Origin of the sequence: Cohnella soli (genome assembly GCF_042655525.1) — a bacterium.
GTDB lineage: Bacteria > Bacillota > Bacilli > Paenibacillales > Paenibacillaceae > Cohnella > Cohnella soli.
Genome location: NZ_JBHSMI010000020.1, coordinates 128,058 through 154,885, shown reverse-complemented (window position 1 = coordinate 154,885; position 26,828 = coordinate 128,058). Strand labels below are relative to the sequence as shown.

The 26,828-nt window shown below is 50.8% G+C and carries 31 protein-coding genes and 1 tRNA gene; 17 read left to right on the top strand and 15 right to left on the bottom strand.

Going from position 1 to position 26,828, the window contains the following annotated elements; genetic code table 11:
- Window positions 1–90 precede the first annotated feature (90 nt).
- Window positions 91–726, bottom strand: coding sequence for an FMN-dependent NADH-azoreductase (locus ACFPOF_RS10490; RefSeq protein ID WP_378132243.1), 636 nt, complete (start codon window positions 724–726; stop codon window positions 91–93).
- 275 nt (window positions 727–1,001) lie between these two features.
- Between ACFPOF_RS10490 and ACFPOF_RS10485 the strand changes: the two genes are divergently transcribed.
- Window positions 1,002–1,793, top strand: a complete 792-nt coding sequence (locus ACFPOF_RS10485) for a TetR/AcrR family transcriptional regulator (protein WP_378132241.1) — start codon at window positions 1,002–1,004, stop codon at window positions 1,791–1,793.
- A gap of 65 nt (window positions 1,794–1,858) precedes the next feature.
- Here ACFPOF_RS10485 and ACFPOF_RS10480 read toward each other — a convergent pair whose 3' ends face one another.
- On the bottom strand, window positions 1,859–2,647 hold the full coding sequence (locus ACFPOF_RS10480) for an ABC transporter permease (protein WP_378132239.1): 789 nt from the start codon (window positions 2,645–2,647) through the stop codon (window positions 1,859–1,861).
- Complete coding sequence (locus ACFPOF_RS10475) at window positions 2,644–3,534, bottom strand: ATP-binding cassette domain-containing protein (RefSeq protein WP_378132237.1); 891 nt, start codon at window positions 3,532–3,534, stop codon at window positions 2,644–2,646. Before ACFPOF_RS10475 ends, ACFPOF_RS10480 begins: the two co-directional genes overlap by 4 nt.
- Before the next feature lie 232 nt (window positions 3,535–3,766).
- Here ACFPOF_RS10475 and ACFPOF_RS10470 point away from each other — a divergent pair, with 232 nt between their 5' ends.
- Entirely contained in the window at window positions 3,767–4,411 is a 645-nt protein-coding gene (locus ACFPOF_RS10470) for a DUF1054 domain-containing protein (RefSeq protein WP_378132235.1), read from the top strand.
- Window positions 4,412–4,584: 173 nt separating this feature from the next.
- On the opposite strand, the gene ACFPOF_RS10465 is transcribed toward ACFPOF_RS10470, so the two are convergent.
- The 4 genes from ACFPOF_RS10465 to ACFPOF_RS10450 form a co-directional block, all read right to left on the bottom strand.
- Window positions 4,585–7,611 (bottom strand): efflux RND transporter permease subunit, encoded by a 3,027-nt coding sequence (locus tag ACFPOF_RS10465; protein ID WP_378132233.1) that lies wholly within the window; start codon window positions 7,609–7,611, stop codon window positions 4,585–4,587.
- A gap of 181 nt (window positions 7,612–7,792) precedes the next feature.
- On the bottom strand, window positions 7,793–8,152 hold the full coding sequence (locus ACFPOF_RS10460) for a DUF4180 domain-containing protein (RefSeq protein ID WP_378132231.1): 360 nt from the start codon (window positions 8,150–8,152) through the stop codon (window positions 7,793–7,795).
- Window positions 8,136–8,708 (bottom strand): PadR family transcriptional regulator, encoded by a 573-nt coding sequence (locus tag ACFPOF_RS10455; protein WP_378132229.1) that lies wholly within the window; start codon window positions 8,706–8,708, stop codon window positions 8,136–8,138. Before ACFPOF_RS10455 ends, ACFPOF_RS10460 begins: the two co-directional genes overlap by 17 nt.
- 135 nt (window positions 8,709–8,843) lie before the next feature.
- On the bottom strand, window positions 8,844–10,019 hold the full coding sequence (locus ACFPOF_RS10450; protein WP_378132227.1) for an MFS transporter: 1,176 nt from the start codon (window positions 10,017–10,019) through the stop codon (window positions 8,844–8,846).
- 198 nt (window positions 10,020–10,217) lie between these two features.
- Here ACFPOF_RS10450 and ACFPOF_RS10445 point away from each other — a divergent pair, with 198 nt between their 5' ends.
- Entirely contained in the window at window positions 10,218–11,690 is a 1,473-nt protein-coding gene (locus ACFPOF_RS10445; RefSeq protein WP_378132225.1) for an aminotransferase class I/II-fold pyridoxal phosphate-dependent enzyme, read from the top strand.
- A 48-nt stretch (window positions 11,691–11,738) separates the two neighbouring features.
- Entirely contained in the window at window positions 11,739–12,158 is a 420-nt protein-coding gene (locus ACFPOF_RS10440; RefSeq protein WP_378132223.1) for a DUF1885 family protein, read from the top strand.
- 267 nt (window positions 12,159–12,425) lie between these two features.
- Here the strand turns inward: ACFPOF_RS10440 and ACFPOF_RS10435 are convergent, their stop codons facing one another.
- The 3 genes from ACFPOF_RS10435 to ACFPOF_RS10425 form a co-directional block, all read right to left on the bottom strand.
- Window positions 12,426–12,722 carry a DUF1292 domain-containing protein gene (locus tag ACFPOF_RS10435; protein ID WP_209747709.1) on the bottom strand — a complete coding sequence of 99 codons (297 nt, stop codon included), beginning with the start codon at window positions 12,720–12,722 and terminating at the stop codon, window positions 12,426–12,428.
- Between the two features lie 147 nt (window positions 12,723–12,869).
- Window positions 12,870–13,445 carry a copper amine oxidase gene (locus tag ACFPOF_RS10430; protein ID WP_378132221.1) on the bottom strand — a complete coding sequence of 192 codons (576 nt, stop codon included), beginning with the start codon at window positions 13,443–13,445 and terminating at the stop codon, window positions 12,870–12,872.
- A 144-nt stretch (window positions 13,446–13,589) separates the two neighbouring features.
- Complete coding sequence (locus tag ACFPOF_RS10425) at window positions 13,590–13,802, bottom strand: hypothetical protein (RefSeq protein WP_378132219.1); 213 nt, start codon at window positions 13,800–13,802, stop codon at window positions 13,590–13,592.
- A gap of 201 nt (window positions 13,803–14,003) precedes the next feature.
- Here ACFPOF_RS10425 and ACFPOF_RS10420 point away from each other — a divergent pair, with 201 nt between their 5' ends.
- Complete coding sequence (locus ACFPOF_RS10420; RefSeq protein WP_378132323.1) at window positions 14,004–14,738, top strand: MBL fold metallo-hydrolase; 735 nt, start codon at window positions 14,004–14,006, stop codon at window positions 14,736–14,738.
- 234 nt (window positions 14,739–14,972) lie between these two features.
- Here ACFPOF_RS10420 and ACFPOF_RS10415 read toward each other — a convergent pair whose 3' ends face one another.
- The gene (locus ACFPOF_RS10415) at window positions 14,973–15,176 is read right to left on the bottom strand and encodes a hypothetical protein (protein ID WP_378132217.1); all 204 of its coding nucleotides are present in this window, start codon (window positions 15,174–15,176) and stop codon (window positions 14,973–14,975) included.
- A 203-nt stretch (window positions 15,177–15,379) separates the two neighbouring features.
- Between ACFPOF_RS10415 and ACFPOF_RS10410 the strand changes: the two genes are divergently transcribed.
- The 8 genes from ACFPOF_RS10410 (at window position 15,380) to ACFPOF_RS10375 (ending at window position 20,027) form a co-directional block, all read left to right on the top strand.
- A tRNA-Val gene (locus ACFPOF_RS10410) sits at window positions 15,380–15,455 on the top strand.
- A gap of 818 nt (window positions 15,456–16,273) precedes the next feature.
- A complete protein-coding gene (locus ACFPOF_RS10405) occupies window positions 16,274–16,441 on the top strand; it encodes a hypothetical protein (protein WP_378132215.1) in 168 nt (55 codons plus the stop codon).
- Entirely contained in the window at window positions 16,438–16,914 is a 477-nt protein-coding gene (locus tag ACFPOF_RS10400) for a Y-family DNA polymerase (RefSeq protein WP_378132213.1), read from the top strand. The genes ACFPOF_RS10405 and ACFPOF_RS10400 overlap by 4 nt, the downstream gene beginning before the upstream one ends.
- Window positions 16,915–17,024: 110 nt before the next feature.
- Entirely contained in the window at window positions 17,025–17,339 is a 315-nt protein-coding gene (locus tag ACFPOF_RS10395) for an ArsR/SmtB family transcription factor (protein WP_378132211.1), read from the top strand.
- Window positions 17,340–17,352: 13 nt separating this feature from the next.
- On the top strand, window positions 17,353–18,645 hold the full coding sequence (locus ACFPOF_RS10390; protein WP_378132209.1) for an arsenic transporter: 1,293 nt from the start codon (window positions 17,353–17,355) through the stop codon (window positions 18,643–18,645).
- 27 nt (window positions 18,646–18,672) lie between these two features.
- Window positions 18,673–19,095 carry an arsenate reductase (thioredoxin) gene (gene arsC, locus ACFPOF_RS10385; RefSeq protein WP_378132207.1) on the top strand — a complete coding sequence of 141 codons (423 nt, stop codon included), beginning with the start codon at window positions 18,673–18,675 and terminating at the stop codon, window positions 19,093–19,095.
- A 2-nt stretch (window positions 19,096–19,097) separates the two neighbouring features.
- A complete protein-coding gene (locus tag ACFPOF_RS10380) occupies window positions 19,098–19,574 on the top strand; it encodes an ArsI/CadI family heavy metal resistance metalloenzyme (protein WP_378132205.1) in 477 nt (158 codons plus the stop codon).
- Window positions 19,575–19,595: 21 nt separating this feature from the next.
- The gene (locus ACFPOF_RS10375; RefSeq protein WP_378132203.1) at window positions 19,596–20,027 is read left to right on the top strand and encodes a protein-tyrosine phosphatase family protein; all 432 of its coding nucleotides are present in this window, start codon (window positions 19,596–19,598) and stop codon (window positions 20,025–20,027) included.
- Between the two features lie 525 nt (window positions 20,028–20,552).
- Here the strand turns inward: ACFPOF_RS10375 and ACFPOF_RS10370 are convergent.
- The 4 genes from ACFPOF_RS10370 to ACFPOF_RS10355 form a co-directional block, all read right to left on the bottom strand.
- Window positions 20,553–21,038 (bottom strand): YhjD family protein, encoded by a 486-nt coding sequence (locus tag ACFPOF_RS10370; RefSeq protein WP_378132201.1) that lies wholly within the window; start codon window positions 21,036–21,038, stop codon window positions 20,553–20,555.
- Window positions 21,035–22,294, bottom strand: a complete 1,260-nt coding sequence (locus ACFPOF_RS10365) for a DNA polymerase IV (RefSeq protein ID WP_378132199.1) — start codon at window positions 22,292–22,294, stop codon at window positions 21,035–21,037. Before ACFPOF_RS10365 ends, ACFPOF_RS10370 begins: the two co-directional genes overlap by 4 nt.
- Window positions 22,291–22,467, bottom strand: coding sequence for a hypothetical protein (locus ACFPOF_RS10360; protein WP_378132197.1), 177 nt, complete (start codon window positions 22,465–22,467; stop codon window positions 22,291–22,293). The genes ACFPOF_RS10365 and ACFPOF_RS10360 overlap by 4 nt, the downstream gene beginning before the upstream one ends.
- Before the next feature lie 344 nt (window positions 22,468–22,811).
- Window positions 22,812–23,177, bottom strand: coding sequence for a hypothetical protein (locus ACFPOF_RS10355; protein WP_378132195.1), 366 nt, complete (start codon window positions 23,175–23,177; stop codon window positions 22,812–22,814).
- Window positions 23,178–23,480: 303 nt separating this feature from the next.
- Between ACFPOF_RS10355 and ACFPOF_RS10350 the strand changes: the two genes are divergently transcribed.
- From ACFPOF_RS10350 to ACFPOF_RS10335, 4 genes are all read left to right on the top strand, one after another.
- On the top strand, window positions 23,481–24,407 hold the full coding sequence (locus ACFPOF_RS10350) for a ComEC/Rec2 family competence protein (protein WP_378132193.1): 927 nt from the start codon (window positions 23,481–23,483) through the stop codon (window positions 24,405–24,407).
- Window positions 24,408–24,620: a DUF3006 domain-containing protein gene (locus ACFPOF_RS10345; protein WP_378132191.1), complete on the top strand. Its 213-nt coding sequence runs from the start codon at window positions 24,408–24,410 to the stop codon at window positions 24,618–24,620.
- A 133-nt stretch (window positions 24,621–24,753) separates the two neighbouring features.
- On the top strand, window positions 24,754–25,644 hold the full coding sequence (locus ACFPOF_RS10340; RefSeq protein ID WP_378132189.1) for a hypothetical protein: 891 nt from the start codon (window positions 24,754–24,756) through the stop codon (window positions 25,642–25,644).
- A gap of 267 nt (window positions 25,645–25,911) precedes the next feature.
- Entirely contained in the window at window positions 25,912–26,820 is a 909-nt protein-coding gene (locus ACFPOF_RS10335) for an S-layer homology domain-containing protein (protein ID WP_378132188.1), read from the top strand.
- Window positions 26,821–26,828: the final 8 nt, after the last annotated feature.

Sequence of the window (26,828 nt, the reverse complement as noted above, 5' to 3'; positions counted from 1 at the left end):
AGTTTCGCATGGTTCGGAGAATAAAAATACAGACTGTCGAGATTTCCTCGACAGTCTGTACCCCTGGAATCCGAACGATTAAGCTCGCCACTAGAATGCAAGCGCCAGCTCGCGCGCTTTGTTCATGGCTTCTACCTTGATCGCTTGTGCCCTCTCCGGCATTTGGTTATGACCTTCAACAAACAGTCCTTCCAAGGTTGATATGCCAAAAAACCTCATCACGACATCGAGATGGAAATGCCCCGCCTCCACTGCTGCATTCGGGCCGCCGGAATAAATTCCTCCTCTCGCTTGAATATGCAGTGCTTGCTTGCCTCCCAACAACCCAACTGGCCCTTGGTCCGTATATTTGAACGTCTTGCCTGCAACTGCAACGGCATCGATATACGCTTTCATTAACGGAGGGTACGAAAAATTCCACATCGGCGTCACGAATACGTATTTATCCGCTTCTACAAATTGATCTACCAGTTGTTGAAGCCTTTCGACTTTATGTTTTTCCTCGGGGGTTAAAAGATCCGATCCGGTCCCCGCCCCCAATTTGCTCCATCCGCTGAATACATCTTTATCCAACATGGGAATGTCCGCTTGATATAGATCCAGCACAATTACCGTATCATTCGGATGTCCCTTACGATAAGAATCGATAAATGCTTGCGCAGCCGCCAAACTGGCGGAAGACGATTCATCAAGCGGATGGGCCTGGATGCAAAGAAGTGTTGACATACTGAATTTTCTTCCTTTCAATAGAATTTGCGAGACAAACTCATCTTATCTCCAGAGCCAGCATCCAGGGAGTTCCCAAGACAACAAGCTTATTCTGAAATCGATGATGCCTGTTCCAGGTACCGATACGATGGAAAAACTGAAAAGGTTATCCCATAACGACTCGGATTAGGCTATAGTCCAAAGACATCCGCATGTATATTTGAATTGCCGGATGTGTTATACTGTGTACACAATAAACAATTTCGCAAGTGATTTTACGGAGGAACACGAAGATGCGCAACGGAGACGGTATGGACAACGCAGAGCTGCAAAACTTGCCGAACGGAGTATTGCTCAGTTGGGGATTCGTCAAACAGCAAAGGCGGGGTCCGAAGGGCGAATTAAGCGTCAAACAAATCGTTGAAGCGGCGATCGCCATTGCCGATAAGGACGGGATTTCCGCTGTCTCCATGAGTCGGATTGCCCAGTCATTGGGGTTCTCGACGATGTCGCTCTACCGCTATATCGACAGCAAAGAAGATTTGCTGACGCTGATGCAAGACACGATATGCGAAATTTCGATTCCGCCGGACGAGCCAAACAAAGATTGGCGTGAAATGATGCGTGAATATGTCCGCGCAACGGTCGGCGTTTTTCTCAAGCACCCTTGGTTTGGAGATCTCCCCGTATCCGGCGTGCCGCTCACGCCGAACAACCTCCATATTGTGGATTGGGCGCTTCGTTCTATGAGGGAATTGCCGTTGAACGATTACGAGAAATTGTCGATGGTGTTATTATTAAGCAGCTATGCTAGATCTTCAGGCCTGATTATGCGGGACATGGACCGCGCCGTTCAGCAGGGTTCGGCTCCTGAAGCTTTCAGCGGGAACGTCTATACCGACGCGCTTAAAACGTTGGTTACCCCGGAACGATTTCCAGATTTAAGCCCGATCGTCCAATCAGGCGTATACACGGAAGAAAACAACTTCGACACACCGGTTAACAATGATTTCGATTTCGGATTGGAACGGATTCTTGACGGGATCGAGCATTATTTATCGTCTAAGACTAAAAATCCTTCATGATTCACCATGAAAATGGCGACGCAGGAATGTTCTCCTGACGTCGCCATTTGTATTTAATCTCCTTTTTACCTGCGCCCAGCTTTACGATTAAAGGAATACATACACCAAACGATCGAAGCCAGAGCAATTACAGCGCACCAGGCTATAGATAACCAGGCGCTATTATGGATCGGGGTTCCGGTAAGGAGCCCTCTAATCGTTTCAATGACAGGGGTTATCGGCTGGTTATCGGCGACTCCTCTCAGCCAAGCCGGCATCGTGTGCGTCGGCACGAAGGCGCTCGAAAGGTATGGAAGGAACAGCAGAATAAAGCCATATCCGCTCGCAGCCGCCGGGTTTCTCGTCGCCGATCCGATTGCCGCAAACAGCCACGTAAAGCTTACAATAAATAAGGTAATAATGCCGATAGCGCCAAGCCATTCCAGGAAACTCCCGGAAGGCCGGAATCCAACAAGAAGAGCGACTCCAATGACAATGCCCGTCGTGCACAAGTTCCGGATGACGTTGGCCACGACATGCCCGGTAATGACGCTCAGACTGCGAAGCGGCATCGTACGGAACCGATCGATAATGCCATTGGACATATCATCGGCCACGCTTACTGCGGTTGAGGACGAGCCAAATCCGGCACACAGCAAAATAATGCCCGGCACGACATAGTCTACATAGTTGCCGGTTGGATCCAGCGCCCCGCCGAACACATAGGTGAACAGCAGCATGAGCATGATCGGCAGCATGATCGAAGTCATTAGAGCTTCAATATTCCGAATGCTGAGGCGGATGCTTCGCCCGAGAAGGATCGTGTTAGTCGTTAATAACGATACAGGTTTAATCGCCGTTTGCCGGGTTGTCATGATACGGATTCCTCCTGATTGGTATTGGACGTAAAGGCAAGAAACACGTCATCCATGCTCGGTTTGCGGATACTTACATACGTGCTCTGAGGGAATGTGGTTGTCAGTTCATTCAGTTTTTGCTGGATGTCAGCCAAATTTCCATTCGTAGGAATCGTACGTATGATCTCTTTATTTTCATTGTGCAACTCAATCATTTCTCCTCCTATTCGTGACTTTAGTTCCTCGGCCGTGCCTTGTGCGACAATACGCCCGCCGTTAATGACCGCAATTTGGTCGGCTAACTGATCGGCTTCCTCCAAATACTGCGTAGTCAGGAACACGGTGATCCCCTTTTGCTTCAAGATCAATACTTTTTCCCATAACACCCGCCTGCTCATCGCATCCAACCCTGTTGTCGGTTCGTCCAGGAATATGACCGGTCGATCGACGACGAGACTAATGGCCAGATCAAGCCTGCGTCGCATGCCTCCCGAGTAGGTTTTTACCCGTTTGCCGGCTGAAGCTTCGAGATCGAATTGTTGCAATAGCTCGCCGGCGCGGGTGCGCGCCATAGCCGCCGATAGGCCGGATAATCTGCCGATCATCCTCAAGTTCTCCTCCCCCGTCAGCTCGTTGTCAACGGCTGCGAACTGACCCGTGAGACTGATCGATCGCTTGACGTCGGCTTTCTTCGTAACAACATCGTATCCCGCGATTTTTGCTGTTCCTTCGTCCGGAGAGACAAGCGTAGTCAAAATGTGGATCAACGTTGTTTTTCCCGCGCCGTTGGGGCCGAGAAGCGCAAAGATGGTGCCGGAAGGAACGGATAGATCGACACCGTTGAGTACAACTTGCTTACCGAACTGCTTGCGTAAACCTTTTACTTCGATCGCTAAATGGTTCATTGGTTTTCTCCCTTCAGTTGACAATTAACTGTGTATATAATAAACAGATGATTATGTAAACAGTATATGTAATACTCAATTATTTTGCAATACATTTATTTTGAAATTATTCCGACGAAGAAATGCAGTCTTATCGGGAGTTCGTCGGCGAGCAAGCCGCTTGAGCTTGCCCGGCAAGTTCCCGGATGGTACACTTTTCGAAAAAGACGCACAAGATGAGGAGAAACCCGTCATGACCATCGCCCTATCCCCGACGGATCGCTTTACCGGTTTTCGCGACAGCGACTTTGAAGTATTCGAGATTGAAGGTCTCGAAGCAAGAATGGAAGCATTGATCGATCTAGTACGCCCGAAGTTCCATGCTCTGGGCGAGACGATAGCCGCCTCGCTCTCAACTTTGACCGGCGAAGAAATGTTCGTTCACGTCGCTAAACACGCCCGCCGCACGGTTAACCCGCCGAACGATTCCTGGGTTGCGTTCGCCAACAACAAGCGCGGCTACAAAGCCCATCCTCACTTCCAGATTGGACTGTGGTCCACGCACGTCTTCATCCAGTTCGCGATCATCTACGAATGTCCGGGCAAAGAAAATTTCGCGGAGAGGGCGCTTGCAGAGCTTAGTTCGCTTCGCCGGGCGATTCCGGACGACTTCGTCTGGTCGAAGGACCATATGGTGCCAACCGGGTTGCGCCACGGTGATCTGTCCGACGAAGAGCTGGCCGACCTGCTGCACCGACTGAAAACTGTCAAAGCGTCCGAGCTGACCTGCGGTATTCATATCCTTCGGGGTGACCCGATTCTCGCCGACGGAGATGCACTTCTGCACCTCGCAGAGCATACGTTCCGTACGTTGCTTCCGCTCTATCGCATGGCTTAACGAATCAAGCAAACACGCCTTCGGCGTCCTCTCGGCGCCGGAGTAGCTTTGCGTAGACGATTCAGGAAAGCATAAACGTGAAACTTATACTTTCTGAATCGTTGAAAAAGGACCTCAGTCCCCACTTTGCAGTGGTTGGAGACTGAGGTCCTTTTGTTTGAGTGCTTTGCGCTTTATTGCGCCGCTGCTTCGCGGATGGCCGCCGCGCGGGATTTGCGCTGACGTGCGGACTTCCGGAAGTAGAACAGTTCGTAGATACACGGCACGATGACGAGCGTCAGCAGCGTCGAGACGACCAAGCCGCCGATGACAACGATCGCGAGGCTCTTGGAGACGATGCTTCCGCTCTCCGCCGAGCTGAACACGAGCGGCAGCATCGCGCCTACAGTCGCGGTTGCCGTCATCAGAATCGGACGCATCCGAATGCCGGCCGCTTCGATCAGCGCTTCGCGAATCGTCATGTTTTTGTCGACTTCGTTGTGGCGCACCCGGTCGATCAACACGATCGCGTTCGTGACCACGATGCCGACGAGCATGACGACGCCGAAGATCGCCGTGAAGTCCGGCGTAATACCGGTAACGATCAGACCGAGAACGGCGCCGATCGGGATGAAGAAGATCGAGAAAATGATGGCCAGAGGCGCCTTGATCAGCTTAAACGTGAACACCATGATCAGGTAGACGATGCCGATCGAGACAATAAGCATCGAGAACAGGCTGGACATGTCTGCCGATTGGTCCGCAGACGCGCCGCCGACGTCGATCGTCACGCCTTCCTGCGCCTTGACTTCCTTCACTTGCTTGTTGATTTCCGCGCCGACTTTAGACAACTGAGACGGTTCAACAGACGCCGATACGCGGATATAGCTTTTGCCGTCCTTGTGGAAGTACGACGTCGCCTTCTCTTCCTTCACCCATTGGGCGACCGAAGACACGGGAGCCGGACCGGCATCGGTCATGACGGTCAAACCGTTCAACGCGCTTTCGGAATCAGGCTTCATGATCGGCTGCAACATAACCGGAACCGACTGGTTATCGATCGTGACGGAGCCGATCGGCACTGCGTTCAGCATGCCTTGCAACTGTTGAGCGATATCTCCGGCTTTCGCTGTCGCAGGATCGACTTTCAAGGTGTACACCGTTTTCTTCTCTTGCTGGTTGCTTTCCACTTTCAGAACGTCTTTCACCGGTTTGATTTTGGCCATTACTTCTTCGGCCGTCTTACCGATTGCATTCAGATCATCGCCTGTAATATCGACAATGACTTGCGTCGAGCTGCCGCCGGACAAGAACGTTCCCGTTCCCGACGTAATCTCGCCGCCAGGGTAGTTGGACGCCTGCGCTTTGATGTCTTCCATCGTCTTCTCAGCGTCGGCGCCGTCTTTCATTTTCAACATATACGAGACGAGCGTCGGAGAAGATACCGAGCCGTATTTGGCAGCGTCGGCGCTATTGCCGTTCGACATCGTCACCCACTCGACGTCTTCGCGCTTCATCAAATATTGCTCAAGCTTCGTACCGTTCTCCAGCACCTGAGCAACCGGCGTATCCGGTTTGTATTGGAGCGATACGCTGACGTTCTCCGCGCTTGATGAATCGATCGCGCCTTTCGGCATCGCCATGTACGTGCCCAGCGAACCGATTAACAGCACGATAACGATAACGATCGGAATCCACTTGAATCTCAAGTTCCATTCGAGGAACTTCGTGAAGCGACGTGACGGCTGATGTTCCTTGATCGTCGAGTTTCTCAATATTCTGGAGCTCATAAGCGGGATGACGGTCAAAGCGACGATCAGCGAAGAGAGCATCGCATACGTCATCGTCAGCGCGAATGGAAGCAAGAACGACTGCAGTCCGCCTCTCAGCAAGCTGATCGGCAAGAAAACGCAGATTGTGGCCAGAGTCGACGACGTAATGGCGCGAGATACTTCTTTGGTCGCGTCGATGACGACATCGATGGAAAACTTCTCTTTCTGAAGTCTGCGGAAAATGTTCTCGATAACGACGATACTATCGTCGACGAGCCGTCCAACCGCAACCGCAACGCCGCCGAGCGTCAAAATATTCAGCGTAATGCCGGACAGATCGAGCAAATAAAGCGTCATAGCAAGCGACAGAGGAATCGAAACGATTGTAACGAGCGTCGCGCGGACGTTGCGCATGAATATCAATATAACGATGGTCGCAAGCAACGCGCCGATAAGCACTTCGCGAATCATGCTGTTAACGGAGTGTACGACTTGCTCGGATGTGCTGATGTAAACGATCAAATTCATTTGCGACTTCGAATCGTCGTTGTACTTCTTAACGATTTTGTCGACTTCGCTGCCGACTTTAACCGCGTTGGAATTTGCGCCCTTGGAGATGATGAAGTTAAGCGCATCTTTGCCTTTCATGCGGAACAAGCTTTCCTTGGAATCGTCGTAAGTGACCGTTGCGACGTCTCCAAGCTTTACACCTTTGGCGATCGGCAGCTGCTTTAACGTCTCGACATCGCTCAGCGTCGCGGAGACGTTCAGGTTGACGATCTGGCCGTCCAACGTGCTTTCGCCGACGGATGCAGACGCGCTGCGCCCTTGCAGTACGCCGTACAGCGATTGTACCGGCACGTTCTTCGCCGTCAGCTTGGCGATGTCGGGCACAACCGTAATTTTCGGTTCCGACTTGCCCGACATTTGTACGCTGCCGACGCCGTCAATCGATTTCAATTCATCGAGCAATTGCTGCTCCAGCTTTTCCTTCTGCGCGTCCGTTACCCCGTCTGCGAACGTTGCCGTGAGGAACGAGATCGGAATCATCGCCGTGTTGAACTGCACGACATATGGAGGCGATACGTTGGCCGGAAGCTTGACGGCAGCTACCGCCTTCTCTACTTCCTGCTTCGCCTCTTTCATGTTCGTGTTGGAATCGAAGTTCAAGTTCACTTGGCTGAAGCTGTCTCCCGATGTGGAGAAAATGTTCGTTTTCCCTTTGATCGAAGTGAGCGCTTGCTCCAGAGGCCCCGTTACTTCTCGATCCATCGAAGAAGCGTCATAGCCCGGCCCGATGACCGAAACGGTTACTTGCGGGTTGTCCGCCTCCGGCAGAAACTCCCTTGGCAGATTCGTATAACTCATAATTCCCATCGCGAGCACCATAATGACAATGACAATCATGGCCGCCTTATTGCGGAATGCTCCGTTGATCAAGCTCTTCACTTGTATGATTCCCCTTCCAATCCATAGTTTGCTGTCATCTAGCATAACGTTTTCTTAATTTTGTGAAAAACGACTCCAGACCGGACTTGAACCTAGACTAAAGTCTGATCTCACCTCCTGCCGAAGACGCCCTTTCTTTTCCAAGAATAAAGGGCGAATATGAACGGAGTATGAACTTCGACTAATTCAGCAGCCATTTTTCAGCTTCTTCTTTGCTTTCATACAATCTGAAATGGTTGCCTGCGTTCGTTTCCGCAGCCATTTCTTTGAATTTACCTTTATCCATTGTCTCCTGAGGAATGATTGCAGCAACTTTAATCCCATAGTTAATAAATTTTTGAATCATATTACCGGCTAATTTGGTTTTAAGCTTGAAAAAGTCTTCCGATAAGACTGCATCGTGTATCATAAGCGCGTTTATCCCATGCTCCCAGCACAATGAGATCAGATCAAGTGCATCGTGTTCTGTACTTAATGGTTCAGTTGTAGAAATGATCTCAATATACTTTTTGCTCTCCAATTCTCTAATTTGGACGTTCATTGTCTGTTTCCTCCCCTACTTCGTTCTCAAGCAACTTCTGACGTGTTTCGCGGATCCATATAAGCTCATTATTATAGGTTGATATTATATTTGCTGAAATCATATCCCATATTAAGCTTTCCCTCGCGCTTCTATTAGGCGAATGAAGGGCACGTCTGTTTTTCTCGTTCTGCATCATCAACTGCAGTTTGATCTCATTTTCATAATTAGAGAGCATCTCGCTTAATTGTTGATTGCTTAACAGATCCGACCATGCAAGCTGCACCAAAAATGTTTTTTTGATCTCGGGAGCTTCCGGTGATGACATCAGCCATTTTTTTAGTTCTAGAAGTCCTTCTTCTGTTATGGAATATATCTTTTTTGAAGGAGAGTTGGTCTGGTGAACCACTTCGCTCGTTACCAAACTTTCCTCTTCCATATTCATTAGCGCTTTGTAAATTTGATTATTATTACCGGACCAATACATGAAAGAGGAATCCTCAAAAATCTTTTTAAGTTCATATCCCGTTGAGGACTTCCAACTCAATATGCCAAGTATGGCTGATTGAATAGACACGATTTCACCCCATTATCAATAACATAGGTTAAAAGTAACATATGTTACTTCGTTCGTCAATTTGATAAAAAAAACGACCGAAAGGTTTCCCCCTCAGTCGTTTCGGAATTTTGTATAAAATGTCTCGATTCGAGATCAAGCCGCGCTCGCTTTCACGCGGTCCTGGCTGCGGAATTGGGCGAGCAGGCCGAGCGCCGCCAGCGACAATACACCGGACGCGACGAATGGCAGCCAGTTGGCAGCGCCGAGCAGCGCTGCCCCAAGAACAGGGCCGACGATACGGCCGAGACTGTCCATCGAAGAGCTCAGGCCCGATGCAATGCCTTGGCCGACAGTTGTTTTCTGCGTAATCAACGATGTAACGCAAGGTTTGATCAGCGAGTTGCCGATGCCGAACACGCACAAGTAGACGGTAGCGATACCCCAACTGTTCGCAGTCAACAACAGGAAGAAACCAATTGCGGAAATGACGAGACCGATCGCAATGTAACGGCTCTCCTCGCCATTTTTGATTTTACGGCGAACGAAGCCGCCTTGGACGAGCGCTCCTGCCAAGCCGCAAAAGAAAAACATCATTCCGATCTGCAGCGGGGTTACCCCAAACTTATCCATTCCGTACAGTTGAAGCGTCGCTTCGAGTATCGCCAGAGAGAACGTCACGAAAAACGCGAGCACATATAGCGACTTCAGCGCGCCCTGGAACGCTGCCCAGCGCGACGTCTTCACTTTGCTGCTATTCGCCGCGCGCGCCTCAGGCGGCAGCGACTCGGGAAGTTTCAGCCATGCCGCGACAAATACAATAAAGGAAAGTGCGGCGGCCGCATAGAACGGCGTATGGATTTGAATCTCGCTAAGCAGTCCGCCGAAGCCAGGCCCGAACGTAAAGCCGAGCCCGATGCTCATACCGACGACCGCCATTCCTTTCGTTCGTTCCTTCTCGGTCGTAATATCCGCGACATACGCGACGATACAGGACACGACAGCCCCGGAAAACAAACCGCCGAGAATACGGGAGGCGTACATGATCGCCAAGTTGTCGCCCGACATTCCGAATAACAGGAAGCTGACACTGAATCCAAGCACGCCAATCATAATAACTGGACGACGGCCTATTTTTTCCGATACTCCGCCCCAGACCGGGCTGAGCAGGAAACTCATCAAGGAATAAATGGCGAGCATCGCTCCGGTGTGCCAATTCGCCGATTCTTTGCTCGCTTCGGATACGAGCTGCGGCAATACCGGAATGATGATGCCGAACCCGATAAAAACCGTAAAGAGCATAAGGCCAACAACTGCTAATTTGCTTTTCACGTTCATGTCCTCTCCTCTGATAGCTGTTGGAAACTTCGCCTGGCAAACAACATCATAATAATAAATGGTAGCATAACGCAGGCTTCGTTCCAAATCCTATCGGTGGCGTTTATGTGACAGGTTGATTTCCTCCCCGTTTTTGTTATACTCATGCTTGTTTATCGAATGATTTTCATCGGAAAGGCAGGGAACTTTACTTTGGATCATAATCGCACACCGCTGTTCGACGCGCTGCGTTCCCACGCGAAGCAGAATCCCGTACAATTCCACATCCCCGGCCACAAGAAAGGCGCGGGCATGGATCCTGAATACCGCGAATATATCGGCCAAAATATCCTCGACATCGACTTGATTAACATTGCGCCGCTAGATGACCTTCATCAGCCTGTCGGCGTTATTCTAGAAGCGCAGCAGCTCGCCGCGGACGCGTTCGGCGCAGATGCGACTTATTTCTCCGTGCAAGGAACAAGCACCGCGATCATGGCGATGATCATGTCCGTCTGCGGGCATGGAGACAAAATCATCATTCCGCGCAACGTGCATAAATCGATTTTGTCCGCGATCATCTTCACAGGCGCTCGCCCCGTGTTCCTGTCCCCTGTAAGGGATACGAACCTCGGCATCGACCATGGCGTCACGACGCGTTCGGTGCGCCGCGCGCTCGAACGCCATCCCGACGCCGCCGCCGTGCTCGTCATCAACCCGACTTATTACGGCGTATGCACGAACTTAAAGGAAATCGTCGATCTCGTCCATGAATACGATATTCCGGTTCTCGTCGACGAAGCTCACGGCGCTCTGATTCATTTCTCCGACGAATTACCGCTGTCCGCGATGCAAGCAGGCGCAGACATGGCCGCAACGAGCGTTCACAAACTTGGCGGTTCAATGACGCAAAGCTCCATTCTTAACGTGCGCAAAGGCCTCGTCAATACGCAGCGCGTGCAGACGATTCTCAGCTTGCTGACGACGACTTCGACGTCCTATCCGCTGCTCGCTTCGCTTGATACCGCACGCCGACAGCTTGCGATTCGCGGCAAGGAAATCGCCGAACGGACAGTTGCTTTGGCGAAGAGCGCCCGGGAGCAAGTGAACCGCATTCCTGGCTTGTATAGCTTCGGCGAGGAGCTGCTTGGGGATGAAGCGACCTACGATTACGATCCGACAAAGCTGGCGATTCACGTGCGTCACCTCGGCATTACCGGGTACGACGCGGAGAATTGGCTGCGCGAACATTACCGGCTCGAAGTCGAGCTTAGCGACATGTACAACATTTTGTGTCTGATCACTCCTGGGGACGACGAGGAATCGATCAACATCCTGATCGAAGCGTTAAACGCCATGTCCGACGCCTATCACTCGGAAACGAATGAAATTCAAGAAATCGTCGTCAAAATCCCGGAAATTCCCCATCTCGCTCTTACGCCAAGGGATGCGTTCTATGGGGAAACGGAGCTTGTTCCGTTCAAGGAATCGGCCGGCCGAATTATCGCGGAATTCATCTACGTCTACCCGCCGGGCATTCCGATTTTGCTACCTGGGGAAGTCGTCTCGCAAGAAAACATCGACTATATCGTCGATCACCTCGAAGTCGGCTTGCCGGTGAAGGGTCCTGAAGACCGCTCGGTCACGAATGTCAAAGTGATTATGGAAGAAACCGCCATCTCTTAATTGTCAGCATTACGGGAAAATGCTATCATGGGCGTGGGGGTGGAACCGATGAGTCAAAGCGCTTTCATCAAGCTGGTGCAAGGCTCGGCCGTCGCCGAGGTAGATGTAAACGGGGTGAAGGAACAGTTATCGCGTTACCGCGAGCAAATGACCCTTACCGGTCAACAGCTCGGCTGGGACTACGCCGAAGCGGCTTTCCCGTACCGAATCGAAAGCAAGCCCGAAGCGAACGACCAATGGTTCATCTTGAAAGGCCAAGTGCCGCAATATCGCTATATCGTCATCGGTACCGGATCGCGCGATGAAGACGGCGTTTCCGTGCCGTACATCCAGCTCGTTCTACCGGAAGGCTCCACGCACGGAGATAAAGCGAAAGCGAACGAACTGTGCAAATGGATCGGCAAGCAGTTGCAAGCTGAAGTGAAAATGTTTAACGGACGCACCATCTACTTCAATCCACGCAAATAAATTCGTTTTCCCATACGACCCAAAAAGCAGCAGCCGCTTTCCCAAAGGAAACGCGGCTGCTGCTTTTTTTTGGGGGGCGTGAGCCCGGTTTACGAAACGAAACTCGCTTAGGGACAGTTGCGAAATAACGTGAAGGATATCCCGTAGGATTTTGTCGGAGTACAAGGAAGCGAAACCGCCGCGTAGCAGAGCTACGCAAGGTTGAAGCTGACGCAGTAATCCGGCAAAAGACAAGGGATAGACGAACGGTCATTTCGTAACAGTCGCTTAGCCGTTGTCGTTCTCCAACGCGGCAAGCTCTTCATATACACGCATAACCGTTTCCCATTCCTGGTCGTCTTCGATATTGACGAGTACTTCGTCTTCTCCTTCTTGCTCGACACGGAAAATAACGCCGTCGTCTTCCGGATCGTTGCGATCCAGAAGTACAGCGTAGGCACGATCGTTCGATTCGAATGTATACACGAGCACCATCTCGTGTTCGTTGCCGTCCTCGTCCGTTACGATGAACACGGCTTCGTCGTGGTCATGGTCGCAGTTCTCGTCATGGATATGATCGCTCATGGCGAACCTCCGTTCAATCGTTGGAATTGTTGGTCTACTCACGTATCGTATCACTTCCGGTAACGAGGGTCAATCGAGACGTCTTTGTGCGAGTATAACAAAAACCGCTAGACGCCTGTGCGTTGTAGCGGTTTTCATTGCGCAGAGTTATTTGGAATTAATCACTTTCTCGGAGACGACTTGATAGGACGTTTCCCCTACCGGCCTCACCCAGAACCGGACCTTGTACGGTCCTGCCGAATCGAAGCTGTAGGAAATGTCCTTCATCGTAATCCAGAACGCTTCCTTGTCCGGAAAGTCGCTGTCGCCGAGCTTGCGGGACTCGATGAGCGTCTCGCTATCGTAAGGGTCGGAAATCGTCAGCTTCAACGCGTTGATATCCACTTTTAACGAGTCGACCTGAATAAACGTATTGAATTTCAGCTTCTTGTCTTTCGGCACGTCGCCGAAAATCGTACCGTCCCTGTAGCTCGTCAGCATATGAACGTTGGGCTTGTAAAAATCGAATTTGTTGTCGTCCTTCACGACGATTCCTTGAAGCCGATCGGCAATCACGTCGGTCGACACGTATGTCTTATTGTCTATGACGATAACACCGGACGATTCTGACTTCTTGTTTATCCATAGCCGCAGTTTCTGAGTCGCACCGTCCGCATAAGCGACGCTTCCCCAGATCAAACTTAAGGCTAGTGTTAGTAGAACGAGTTTACGGACTTTCATCATGAGCATCCTCCGTCTTCACCGTCTCGCATTCCATGTTTATAATCGGTTATACCACCCATGGAGCGAAAAGTTGCGCAGGTTCGGAGAAAATTTCCTTGTCGCTTTCTGGCGAAGCTTGCGCTTGCCCGGGAAATGGGGGAGCGGTTATTTCCGCGCCGTCATTTGAGGTAACGTCAGCACGCAGGGAACACCGTTTCCGACGGCTCCGGGCTCCCTCATCCTGGCCAAATAATCGAGGCCTCTCTTGCAGGGCGTCTTGCATACGGCGCACGTCTCGGAGGTGACGATTTTCATTTGCGGCCTCGCGGTTTCGGAATGCGCCTTTTTCTTCTTTTTGCTCGCCTTCGCTGCTGCCATCGGAATCTTCCTTTCGCTTCGCGCTGTACGCGGGAGTCACTCCCCCACAGCTTATGCGGCACATGCCCATGCCGCTACTGCAATGCGATTGCATTTTTCCAGTTGCCTCCTTACTTAACACAGCAGATTATGGTACATTGGTTTAAGCGTCGACATGCATGTTCCGTACAATGCGTAGGGGGAAGCTTAGTGAAAATTCAAATGCTGGGAACGGGAAGCGCCTTCGCAAAATCATTTGACAACAATAACGCTTTGCTAACGGTAGGCGAACGCAGGCTCATGATCGATTGCGGCATTACCGCTCCCAAGACGTTATTTCAACTTGGCTACACTTTTGGCGATATCGACGCGTTGCTGTTGACGCATATTCACGCCGATCATATCGGAGGCGTCGAAGAGTTCGCTTTCCAAATGAAATTCGTATACGGCCGCAAGCCGATATTATATATCGCCGACACGCTCATTGAACCGCTGTGGGAGCATTCTCTGAAAGGCGGCCTGCAGCAAAATCCGGGCGATACGTTGGCCGACTACTTTGATGTAAAGCCCCTTTCGGAAGGCGTCACGCACGAATTGTTGCCTGGTCTGCGCGCCGAACTGCTGCTTACGCGCCACATTCCGAACAAGGCCAGCTATTCACTGCTCTTGAATGATACGTTTTTCTATTCCGGTGACATGGTTTTCGATTTGGAATTGCTGGAATCGCTCGTGAACGAACGGGGCATCAATGTCATTTTTCACGATTGCCAGTTGCATCCACCTGGAGTCGTTCATGCGTGCCTGCCGCAATTGTTGACTTTGCCCGCCCATATTCAGCGTCTAACCTATTTGATGCACTACGGGGACGACCAACCTGATTTCGTCGGCCGTACGGGACTGATGAAATTCGTCGAGCCACACACGACATATGAACTGGACGAGCTCACAGCGAAGTAACGGGCCTATAGCATTAACGCATTCTCTCCTGAAAGGAAGACACCGCATGTTAACCACGTTTATTATCGGGGGCGTCATTGCCATCCTGCTTATATGGATTGTATTGTGGGCAACCAAGAAAGCCTACTCCCGCAAATGGGACGAAGAAGAATAAATAAAAAGGGAGACTTGCGGCTTCGGCGCTCGCAAGTCTCCCTTTTATTTTCCTTCGGAATACGTCGTCGTTCCGTACATTCAGCGCGCTTCTTCCCTTTCCGCGACGTCCGAAGCGCCCTCCCCTCGACCTTGCCCCCATAAAGGGAACGCCGCCCATGTGAACCGCTTGTCGTAATTCATGGAATCCCGCTTCACGAATCTGGCAACCGCCGTAAGGACGCCTCCGATCAATCCGAACAGACCGATTAGCCATATGACCAGCAAGGCCGCTTCTCTCATCATGAGTTGTTCCTCCCGCAAGGTTACCGCTATTACCATATGTACGTTCGCTTGAGCGGAATCATCCCTTTGCGGCAACCCTTTTCGCGCGAAATCAATCGATTCAAAAAGATTAAATTTTTTCCTGATGAAAGTGTTGACTTCGCCCTCCCAACTTGGTATGATATCTCTTGTCGCCGCTGAAATAAACTAAGCAAACAACACATGATCTGATAGCTCAGCTGGGAGAGCACTATCTTGACAGGGTAGGGGTCACAGGTTCGATCCCTGTTCAGATCACCATTCATAAGCGACCGAGAGGCCTTGCACCATAAGGCCTCTCTTTTTTTGTCTTCATTTCACTTTGGTTTATTGAATCACTAATAATTGCAATTTGCCGCTCGCTCTCCGTATAAATGCCGATAATCACCTGCTCTGTCTATAGGAAGCGGTAAACCCTGTGAATCGCTCCTTTATTTGTTATGTCCTATCTCTCCTCTGTGATTCCTGATCCAGCACAGAAGCCTAGGCCCAACTTTTTTAGGGCAAGCATCATGATTTGATAGGAGTGAATAGGTTGGTATCATCAAATTTAAGGAGGAGTCAACCTTTGGCAAATGACCCCCAACATATGCCACATCACCACTTTCATCATGAACCACATCATGTAATTCACGTACACCACTTTCATCATCATATGCACCATCACTCGCCCGGTTGGCAAGGTAGCGGTTGGCAGGGACAAAGAATTGACGGTACGAATTATAATCAAAATTGGCAAGGTATTAATGGCCAAACATACGAAAATCCGACTCGTTATAGGTAACTGGTTAGGGGGAAGAGACTTCGTTCCCTCTCCCTCTTTTCACGATCGTTCGATCCCTGTTCAGATCACCATTCATAAGCGACCGGAATCCTTGAGGAATCAAGGGTTCTTTTTTTGCGTTAAGGACCCTACTCGCCCTCCCCTTTACCCAAATCCCCCTCTCGCCGCTGCACGAAATCCACGATTCGACGAATCCCCCTTGTTTTCCTTTAATTTGTATATTATTTTCACTTGAATAGGAATGTATGTTCTGGTTATAATGACGAACAAACGTTCCTATTCGGAGGCGAGCAACATGATCGAGGAATATATAACAATCGCGTATAACTTTAAGTTGCCAGTGGAACTCATGGTCGGAAGCACACACGTAAATGGCTTTGTAGAGCAGATCAACGATGACGACAACATCGTAATATCTGGCCAGCGTTACGTACTACAGGAGATCGATGCGATTGTTTCATGACGACAGAGCGGACCATTTATCTAATCGATTGCCAGTCATTTTACGCCTCTTGCGAAAAGTCTGCCCACCCGGAACTCAAGCACAAACCGGTAGCGGTGGGCGACCCTGATCGGCCGTCAGGGATTATCTTAGCGGCTTGCCCGATCGCCAAATCTCAAGGGGTAACGACGGCGGAGCGTGCATCGACCGCCCGGGCGAAGTGCCCGGAGCTTGTCGTCGTCCGCCCCCGCATGCAGCGCTATATCGAGATATCGCTGCTAATCACGCGGATATTTGAGTCGTATACGGATCTGGTGGAGCCGTATTCGATTGACGAGCAGTTTTTGGACGTGACCGCTGTCCTCCACAATTATGAGTCCGCTGACGCTCTCGCCAAGATCCTTCAGGAAGAGGTGCTTCTGGCCAAGAGCACTCACTGCTCTTGGCTTTATTTATCGTTTGCTTCAAGGATTTGTTTTCGTAATGTTAACTGAAATGCTGATTTATATTAAATTAGCATTCACTAATATTATTGTTTACTAATATGCGGCGGGCTGTTTATAATACAAAATGAGAAAGCACAGTAAGAAAGGAGCGAATCAGAATGACATCTGTCGATGAAATGTTGGAGTCCATGAAACTCCTCTCGGATAAAAGCAGACTCACGATACTTTCACTGCTGAAAGAGAAGGAAATGTGCGTATGCGACATCGTTGCACTCATGGAAACGACACAATCGAACGTAAGTCAGCATTTGAAGAAACTGAAAACAGGCGGTCTGATTAACGAGACAAAACGCAGGCAATGGGTTTATTATTCTTTGAATTTAGACGACAAGCCCTATTTGAAAGAGATTCTTGCCCAACTGCCTTCCATGAAAGAACGAATACACACGTACAGCGCACAAAGCTGCGACTGATTTCGGAGGATTTATGCTAACGATCGCTTCAATCATCTTTTTAGTGACACTCATTTTTGTCATCTGGCAACCTAAAGGATTGAATATTGGCTGGTCAGCCTGCGGCGGCGCAATCATTGCCCTCTTGTGCGGTGTCGTTAACTTCAACGACGTCTGGGACGTCACGCAGATCGTTTGGAATGCGACACTAGCCTTCGTTGCGGTCATCTTGATTTCGTTAATCCTTGATGAGATCGGATTCTTCGAATGGGCAGCGCTCCATATGGCCAGGTTTGCGAAAGGAAATGGCAATCTGATGTTTGTCTACGTCATTTTGCTTGGTGCTGCCGTTGCGGCATTTTTCGCGAATGATGGAGCTGCCCTTATATTGACTCCGATCGTCCTGGCGATGGTTCGCGCTTTGAAATTCGATACCCGCATGATCTTACCCTTCATTATGGCGAGTGGCTTTATCTCCGATACAGCTTCTTTACCACTTGTCGTCAGTAACTTGGTCAACATTGTGTCCTCGGACTTCTTCGGTATCGGTTTTGTGGAATACGCAAGTCGTATGATTGTACCGACGTTCTTTGCCATCACATCGAGCTTGCTTGTTCTCTACCTGATGTTCCGCAAAAGCATCCCTAAAAATTATGATCTTTCGCAACTGAAGAAGCCTCGTGAAGCTATCAAGGACATGAGATTGTTCAGGATTTCTTGGGTCATTCTCGCGGTTTTGTTGATTGCGTACATGACGAGTGAACTCATCGATGTACCAGTCTCGATCATCGCTGGCGTCGCGGCAATCGTCTTCCTTCTTCTTGCAAGACAAAGCGAAGGCATTCACACGTGGAACCTCGTCAAAGGCGCCCCTTGGGCCGTTGTCGTTTTCTCGATCGGGATGTACGTTGTCGTTTACGGCCTGCGTAACGTCGGTTTAACGGATGAACTCGGAACTGTATTTAAGTGGGTATCCGAGCAAGGACTTTTCGTGGGCACAGTAGGTTCTGGATTCATTGCCGCCATCCTGTCCTCGATCATGAATAACATGCCGACGGTCATGATCGATGCGTTGGCGATCCAGGGCACGGAGTCTTCCGGTATCGTTCATGAAGCATTTGTCTATGCGAATGTCATCGGTTCCGACTTAGGGCCGAAGATCACGCCGATCGGTTCCTTGGCTACCTTGCTGTGGCTGCATGTCCTTTCTTCTAAGGGTGTTAAGATCGGTTGGGGGTATTATTTCAAGGTTGGCATTGTTCTAACCGTTCCGGTGCTGTTTATCACGTTAACGAGCCTGTATCTCTGGTTGAAGATCATTCACTAATCAATGAAATCAAAGGAGAAATTCAAAATGGATAAAAAACTCGTGTATTTCCTCTGTACGGGCAACTCTTGCCGGAGCCAAATGGCGGACGGATTCTTGAACGCGATTGGCGGCCATCTGTACGAAGTGCAAAGCGCCGGGTTGGAAGCCCACGGACTGAATCCTCGTGCCGTGAAGGTTATGGCGGAAGCTGGCGTAGACATCTCAAACAACGCTTCGAAGACGATCGATGCCGAAACCTTGAACCGAGCAACTTATGTCATTACCCTTTGTGGCCATGCGGACGAGCATTGCCCGGTCATTCCCAATCCGAACGTGATCAAGTGGCACTGGGGATTCGACGATCCAGCGAAAGCAACAGGCACCGAAGAAGAAATCTTGGATCAGTTCCGCGTCGTCCGAGATGCCATTAAAGCAAGAATCGATAAATTCGTTCAGGATGGCAATTAAGAATGGCAACGATTAAAAGAATGCATGTTGCCGTAAATTGCTCTGATCTCGAGAAATCGCTCAACTTCTATCGTAGCTTCTTCGGGGCTCAGCCGACAAAGGTGAAAGACAATTATGCGAAGTTTGAATTGGACAATCCAGCGTTGCATTTTTCGTTAAACGTTCGTCCGTTTGAAAAAAACGGCGTTCTGAATCACCTCGGTTTTCAGGTTAATGACACTGAGGATGTTCTTGCGATGGGTGAACGTTTGCGTCATGATAACCTCGTGTTGATCGATGAGATGAACACGACCTGCTGCTACGCAGTTCAGGATAAAGTATGGGTATACGATCCAGACGGTAACGCTTGGGAGATTTTCTATACGAAAGAGGATTCGGAATTTGAATCTGCGGGTGATGCGCGGGATTTATCTTTATGTTGCGCCCCGCCTTCCGCACCGGCGGCTGTTGAGTTCACGAACTTTCGTAAAAGCAAGTAGAAAATAGGGGGTGTTCGGCAAGTGGAAAAGCACTATCATTCCCTTCATGAAAACCGTATCTTCATGGGTGGAGCCAAAGATGTCGAAGCAATGGAAAAGAATGAAGGTATAGATGTCATCGTGGATCTACGGGAAGAGTCGACCGGCTGTGCCTATCCCGATTCCAAAGCAAAATGGGTTAGAGTGCCGCTAGGCGACAATTCAACTGAAAGTGAGCATCTTCTCTTCAAACAAGCGATTGATGAAGTTGTTAACGCCTACAATGCCGGCCAGAAAGTTGCTTTCCATTGCGGCGGTGGGAAAGGTCGAACTGGAACAGTCGCTGCGGGCACGCTTCTTGCTCTTGGAATTGTTAAAGACTTAGATGAGGCTGAAGCAACCGCCAAAACGATACGCTCCGTTATCGACATTAAACCTACACAGAAAAATGCACTTAACATGTTATTCTCGTAATCATTCAAGAAACAAGATATCTCGCCTGATTCTGTTCAAGTTACCACCCCCGCTCTCTAATTATGTTCACAACGCGCATTGGAATTTACACCTTGATGACGAGGAAGTTCCGTGGTAGCATCGTGGTAGCAAACTTCAAACAACAGCCGAATATTACGGATTACTCCAGGAGAGAGGAAGTGCTCGAAAGCCCTACAGCAGTAGGCTTCCGAGCATTCGCGGATACGGGTGGAAATGCCCTGGACTACTTTGACAGGGTAGGGGTCACAGGTTCGATCCCTGTTCAGATCACCATTCATAAGCGACCAGAATCCTTGAGGAATCAAGGGTTCTTTTTTTGCGTTAAGGTGTTGTCGATCCAGAATAAACGCTTTGGGGGCCAATTGGGGTCTAACGGCCCCCGCGCGTTATCGAGAATAGCGCAATCATCAGTCATTGCTTTGAATGGTTATAGAGTATTGCTGACCGATTGCGTTAGTCCCATTTCGTTCGCACCTCTTTGGTAATATACAACGCAACCCCGGATCAACGTCCGGGGCTTTTGGTTTCCATATTTGGCGGGCGAAGCACATCATTGATTGCCCGTTTTAAATGCAGTCCGATTTGCTCTCTCATCACTTCCCGAGTCATGCCGAAACTTCCCGTGAGTCCGCGACACAAATATTGACTGGTGGTAATATTGTCGATAAGCTCCTGTTTGGTAACCTTAATGTTCTTTCGCTTCATTTCACGATTCACCCCATACTTAGTGCGACTCACGCTGTCCAGTAGTAGTTGCATGAGCACTGCCATTGTTTTGTGCAAGGTGATATTAGAGTTACCCACTTCCTCGATCGATTGCTGCAACATTTTTTGAAGTTCTGGCAGTAATATCGACTCCCTTATAAGCTGCATCTCCTCTGATGTAGCTCCGGCAATCTGTTTTTCTTTGTCACGTTGCTCATATTTTACCTGGTGCGCATCCAGCAAAAACTTTGGCCCCCATCGATTGTTAGCGTCCAGCTTGGTCATTTAAAATGGCCTCCTATCTGTCCGGCGCGTTCTCTTGCCACTCCCGCCTCCAGATGTGAGGAGGCCTTAAGTATTGCTGCACTTCCAAAGCGGTCCTTAATCGAATCGACGGCCCGCTCGAGGTCGTAAGCGCGAGCACGATCATCAAATAACGTCAGTTGGGTCACGTCGTCGTCCGATAGCTGTGTCAGCGACACGTAAATGTGTGAGACGGGCATGCCTTGCCAATTCGCGCGGAACAGTCTTAATGAGGCGGCTCCGACCTCGTGCGTTAGAGATGTGGCATGTGGTAACGTCACTTGCCTGCCAAAACGCGCGGCTCCCGTGCCATCTGACTCCCCTAACCCGACGGCGACAACGCGCCCCTGCTTGCCGATTTTCCGTGCGCGCCGGCATACCTCAGTCACAAGCTCACTCAGTACAATTTCGATATCTTCTCGCTTTGTGTATAGGCTGGCTCGAAGCGTCTTGCCATGGCTCACTGACTGCAGCTCATTGCGGATTGAGGGGACAACTGGCGACGGGTCTAACCCTCTGGCTGTCTGCCAATAATATTCAGCCTGAATGTCTGACTGACGCCCCATGCGTTGCCTAAGTCTGCGCTTAAAGTCTGGTAACGTCATACGGGCGATATCCCCGATCGTTTGACAACCCATAATCCAAAAATGTGCAGTCATCTTGCTGGCCACCATGAACATCTGATTCACCGGCAGTGGCCAAAGATCGGTCTCTAGGTTGTCGTACCCGAGACGGAATATGCCATCAGGATGCTTTTTAGCAAAGTTGTCCGTTGCCATTTTGGCAAGAATCTTTGTTGGGCCAATTCCGGTTCGACACCACACACCTGTAGATAGCAACACCTCATGCTGTATCTTCTTAGCGAGCGCTTCGGCGGACTCGTACTTGTGAAGCACGCCTGTTATGTCCAAAAATTGCTCATCGATTGAGTACGGCTCAACCAAGTCTGTATAGCTCTCAAATATCCGCGTGATCATAAGTGAAATTTCGATGTACCTCTGCATCCGAGGACGTACGATGACGAGTTCAGGGCACTTCGCGAGAGCTGTCTTAGCGCGCTCCGCCGTTGTGACGCCGAAAGATTTTGCAATAGGGCAGGCAGCTAAGATAATTCCGGACGGCCGATCAGGGTCACCTACCGCTACCGGTTTGTGCTTGAGTTCCGGGCGCGCTGCCTTTTCGCAAGATGCGTAAAATGACTGGCAATCGATTAGATAAATGGTTCTCTCTTGGCTCACGTTACGATCGCTTCGATCTCCGTTAACCCATGCCACTTTCCGGCCAGCAAAAAACAATCTTCTTCACCGATCTCCTCGATCTTTCCAGACAAAACCTTACCACCGATCATGATACTCACTGGCTGACTAAAATTGTGCGATATTGTTACATATTCTTCGATGTGTCCGCTCAAGATGATCGCCTCCGTGGTCAAATAAGAACGCGTGTTCTTATTATATAACACGAACGCACGTTCTATACAATGATCAATTTATCCCAAGGAAACAAAAAAAAGCCCTTGCGGAGTCGCAAAGACTTATCGGGTTACCCGCGCCACGAGATATAATTCGTTGCCCGGTCGATCTATAGACGATCTGCATCGGCGACACACGGCAATCAAAAAGGTGTCCAACTCCAAACTTGTCTATCACCCAGACGAATACTGGCGTTAGCGTTCGGATCGTCGATTAGTCCCAAGACAACTTTCGGTTGGTGGTATCGAAGGATATTTGATTTATAAGTGCCTTCGAAAGTGATCTATTCACTTTCATGAGTCTTCCTTTCAATAAGTTTTTTGATCGCAATTAAGTTTAAATTGGCCTTCCGTGCATTTTTGATTAGTCGGACGTGCATAAATCCAATTACAGCAACAAGCACCATATTCAAGATACCTGCAAATACAATGCTTGTAGTATCAGAGAATTTTGTACTCACCTTATTGATATTAAAAGTGAAGGAACCGATGATAATCCCGACTATAATCCCAACAAATGAATTCAGCACTGGCCTGGAGCCCTCATCTGCCGAGAAATACATCTCTAGTTTCTTTAACTCATCTAAAGATTTACCCTCAAATCGTTTTAACGCGCTCTCTACTAGGGCGAGTTCTTTTGAATAACTCATGATAATCCCTCCTGAATCGAATAATTTCGACATAAGGAAGGATTTCCCTTCATGAAATCGAATATCGCGTCCCGATCGCTACAAAGTAGGCTTGCCAGACCCGTGATGCAGCCCGAAATTGTAGATCGAGTCTTATACACCTCCGTGGCATTCAGGCCGATTAGAAATTCATCTGTAAATCGTTTTTGTGTCCACCGGATGACTGCAGAGATACTTAACCCGAACAACAAAGATACCCGTTAGACTTCCAACCGTTCCCGATGTAAAATGGCAATATTCCGCAACAAGAGGAGCATTAACAACATGTTGAAGTCTATCATAAGCGGATCGATGCGTCGTGCCGTTCCGGCCATCTTCTCGCTCGCCATGCTGACAGCTTGCGGCAATTTGCCTACCGCCGGTGCACCGGGCGCCACTAATGACAACGCGCAAGCCGAAACACCGCAAACGGGAGTGCTGCAGCCCCCAGCCAAGGGCAAGCTGTCCGTTTATTTCCTTGATATTGGGCAAGGCGACTCTACCTACATCAAGACAGCTGCAGGCGACGACATCCTGATCGACGGCGGCAAGAACGACGCTGGCGCTCGTGTCGTGGAATACTTGAAACAGCTCGGCGTGGACGATCTGGAAATCGTCATTGCAACGCACCCGGATTCGGACCATATCGGCGGACTAGACACCGTCATTAAATCCTTCAATGTCAAAGCCGTCTACGCGCCGAAAGTGTCGCATACGACCGATTCATTCAAAGATTTCTTGCTCGCCGTCAAGCAAGCGGGACGCACGATTAAGGAAGCAAAAGCCGGCGTCCAGCTCCCCCTTCAAGGCACGGAAGCTGTTTTCGTCGGTCCGGCCAAAAGCTACGGCGACGATCTTAATGATTGGAGCGCGGTCGTTCACCTCTCTTACGGAACAACGTCTTTCCTGTTCACCGGCGATGCCGAAAAAAAATCGGAAAAAGACATGATTGAAACTGGGGCAAAGCTGAAAGCTGATGTGCTGAAAGTCGGGCACCACGGCTCCGTGTCGTCGACGAGCGAAGCATTCCTCCAGGCCGTTGCTCCGACTTATGCAGTTATCAGCGTCGGCCGCAATTCGTACGGCCATCCGGCGGAAACAGTGTTGAACCGACTTGAAAACCAGGGGGTATCCGTGTTCCGAACAGATACAGACGGCACTGTGACAATCGTCAGCGACGGAAAAAAACTACAGCTCAGGAAGGTGAGATAAATGGAGCATGGCGTAATCGACCGTTTCGAAGAGGATATCGCGGTGATCGAATTTTCGGGTGTAACGCGCGACTTCGCAAGGAGCGAACTCCCCTCCGAAGCGAGGCCCGGCGACGCTATCGTTCTCGACAACGGTGTCATTCGCATCGATAAAGGCGGCACTGCGGAACGCCGCAAAGAAATCGATCGACTTATGGACGAATTGTTCGAGTAGGCTTCTGTACCGCAGTCATCCATATGCGACGCAGATGCCAATTTTAGCTGACGTCACGCGCTTGTCCCTGACAGGGCCAGTCCGCACAGCATAAACTATGCCGACCCTATAATTCGGGAGGTGTAGTTTGAGAATGGATTATCAACAACTCGTTCCCACTGAAAATTGGATAATGGAAGACAACATTGAAGCTACCGTACTCGGCCCGGGATCCGGCGGACGCTCGGGAGGCTCCGCCGGTCGTTCCGGCGGACGTACTGGCGGTCGTTCCGGCGGTCGTTCCGGTGGACGTACTGGCGGTCCTTCCGGTGGACGACCTGGCGGCGCTTCCGGCGGGCGCCTTGGCGGCCTGTCTGGCGGACGACCTGGCGGTCCTACCGGTGGACGACCTGGCGGCGCTTCCGGCGGACGACCTGGCGGCGCTTCCGGCGGGCGCTCTGGCGGCGCTTCCGGCGGGCGCTCTGGCGGCCCTTCCGGCGGGCGCTCTGGCGGCCCTACCGGCGGGCGCTCTGGCGGCCCTTCCGGCGGACGACCTGGCGGCCCTTCCGGCGGACGTACTGGCGGCCCTTCCGGCGGACGCCCTGGCGGCCCTTCCGGCGGACGACCTGGTGGCGCTTCCGGTGGACGACCTGGCGGCCCTTCCGGCGGACGACCTGGCGGCGCTTCCGGTGGACGACCTGGCGGTCCTACCGGCGGGCGCTCTGGCGGCCCTTCCGGTGGACGACTTGGCGGCCCTTCCGGCGGGCGCCCTGGCGGCCCTTCCGGCGGGCGCCCTAGCGGCCCTTCCGGCGGGCGCCCTGGCGGCCCTTCCGGCGGGCGCCCTAGCGGCCCTTCCGGCGGGCGCCCTGGCGGCCCTTCCGGCGGGCGCCCTGGCGGCCCTTCCGGCGGGCGCCCTAGCGGCGCTTCCGGCGGGCGCTCCGGCGGCCCTTCCGGCGGGCGCCCTAGCGGCGCTTCCGGCGGGCGCTCCGGCGGCCCTTCCGGCGGCCGCCCTGGCGGTCGTTCCGGTGGACACTCCGGACGCTAATCGGCGGTGATCAAATGAGCTACCCTGTAGCTGGCGCTTGGACAGGAGCAACCATCGCGCTCGTTCTGTTCGTTCTACTGTCATCATCTTGAGAGCAGGTTACTAATCCATAGCGCACTTCTCGCCAGGCCCCAAAGGGTTTGGCGATTTTTTTACCGCCCGAGCTTGTCATTCTTGCAATACATAATCAAAATCTGCGCAACATTTTCCAACCAAGCCGCGTCTGAAGATTGCCTGGGAAAACAAATACGAGGAGGAAATCATGTAATGAAAACAAAAAGAAAATTACCGATTGCCCTATTGGCGCTTGTCGTCGCCTTCTGCCTGACGTTAAGCGGCTCCGCTTTCGCGAACAACAACTCTTCCAAACACGGGAACAATGCCGATAACGCAGCGATCGACGTAGCGACCTCCGTTACGCTCATCGTGAAAGGCTTGGGTCTGAACATCGACAACCTTCGTTTTATCAAGGAGCCGAAAGCGAGCGACTACTTTACGAAAGTCAAAGACAACGCGTCGTACGCGAACGACTTCATCATCGCTCAGTACAACGGACTTGGCCTGCCGAAAGACATCAACCCTGCCGCCAAAGTGACGAGAGAACAATTCTCTGTCTGGCTGTACGGCGCGCTTAGCCATAAAGGGGACTACGCTTGGGTTGAGATTTTCGCCAACATCAAAGATGCGAAGAACATCTCCAAAACGTCGATGGAAGCGATCCAAAGACTGCTTATCGCTAAAGTTGTCACGCTCGACAGCAAAGGTTACTTCTACCCGAAAAACAAAGTAACCGTCGCGCAAGCGAAGACGATGGTTGCCAGAACAGCGACATTTATTAAAAATACGAAGCCGATTCCGCAACCGGAGACGCCAGTCCTGTTCGACCCGCAAGTAACGACGGAGAAAGAAACGGACGCCGTCTCAAAAGTAACGTTAACCGTCAAGGCGCCTCACGCTGGTTACGGCCTCATCATTACTGGTATCAAGTTCGACGGCGACACCGCCTATATCCAATACAAAGCTCTTCCACCCGATCCGGACAAAATGTACGCTCAAGTCATTACCGAGCTGAAAGCTGTTACCTACGTCGCTTCGAATTACAAAGTCGCGCCGGAGCCGCAGCTCATCGTTGATCCAGCTCCGGGCGGTTCTACCGGCTTCCCGATTGCGTCGTAATTCGTTTC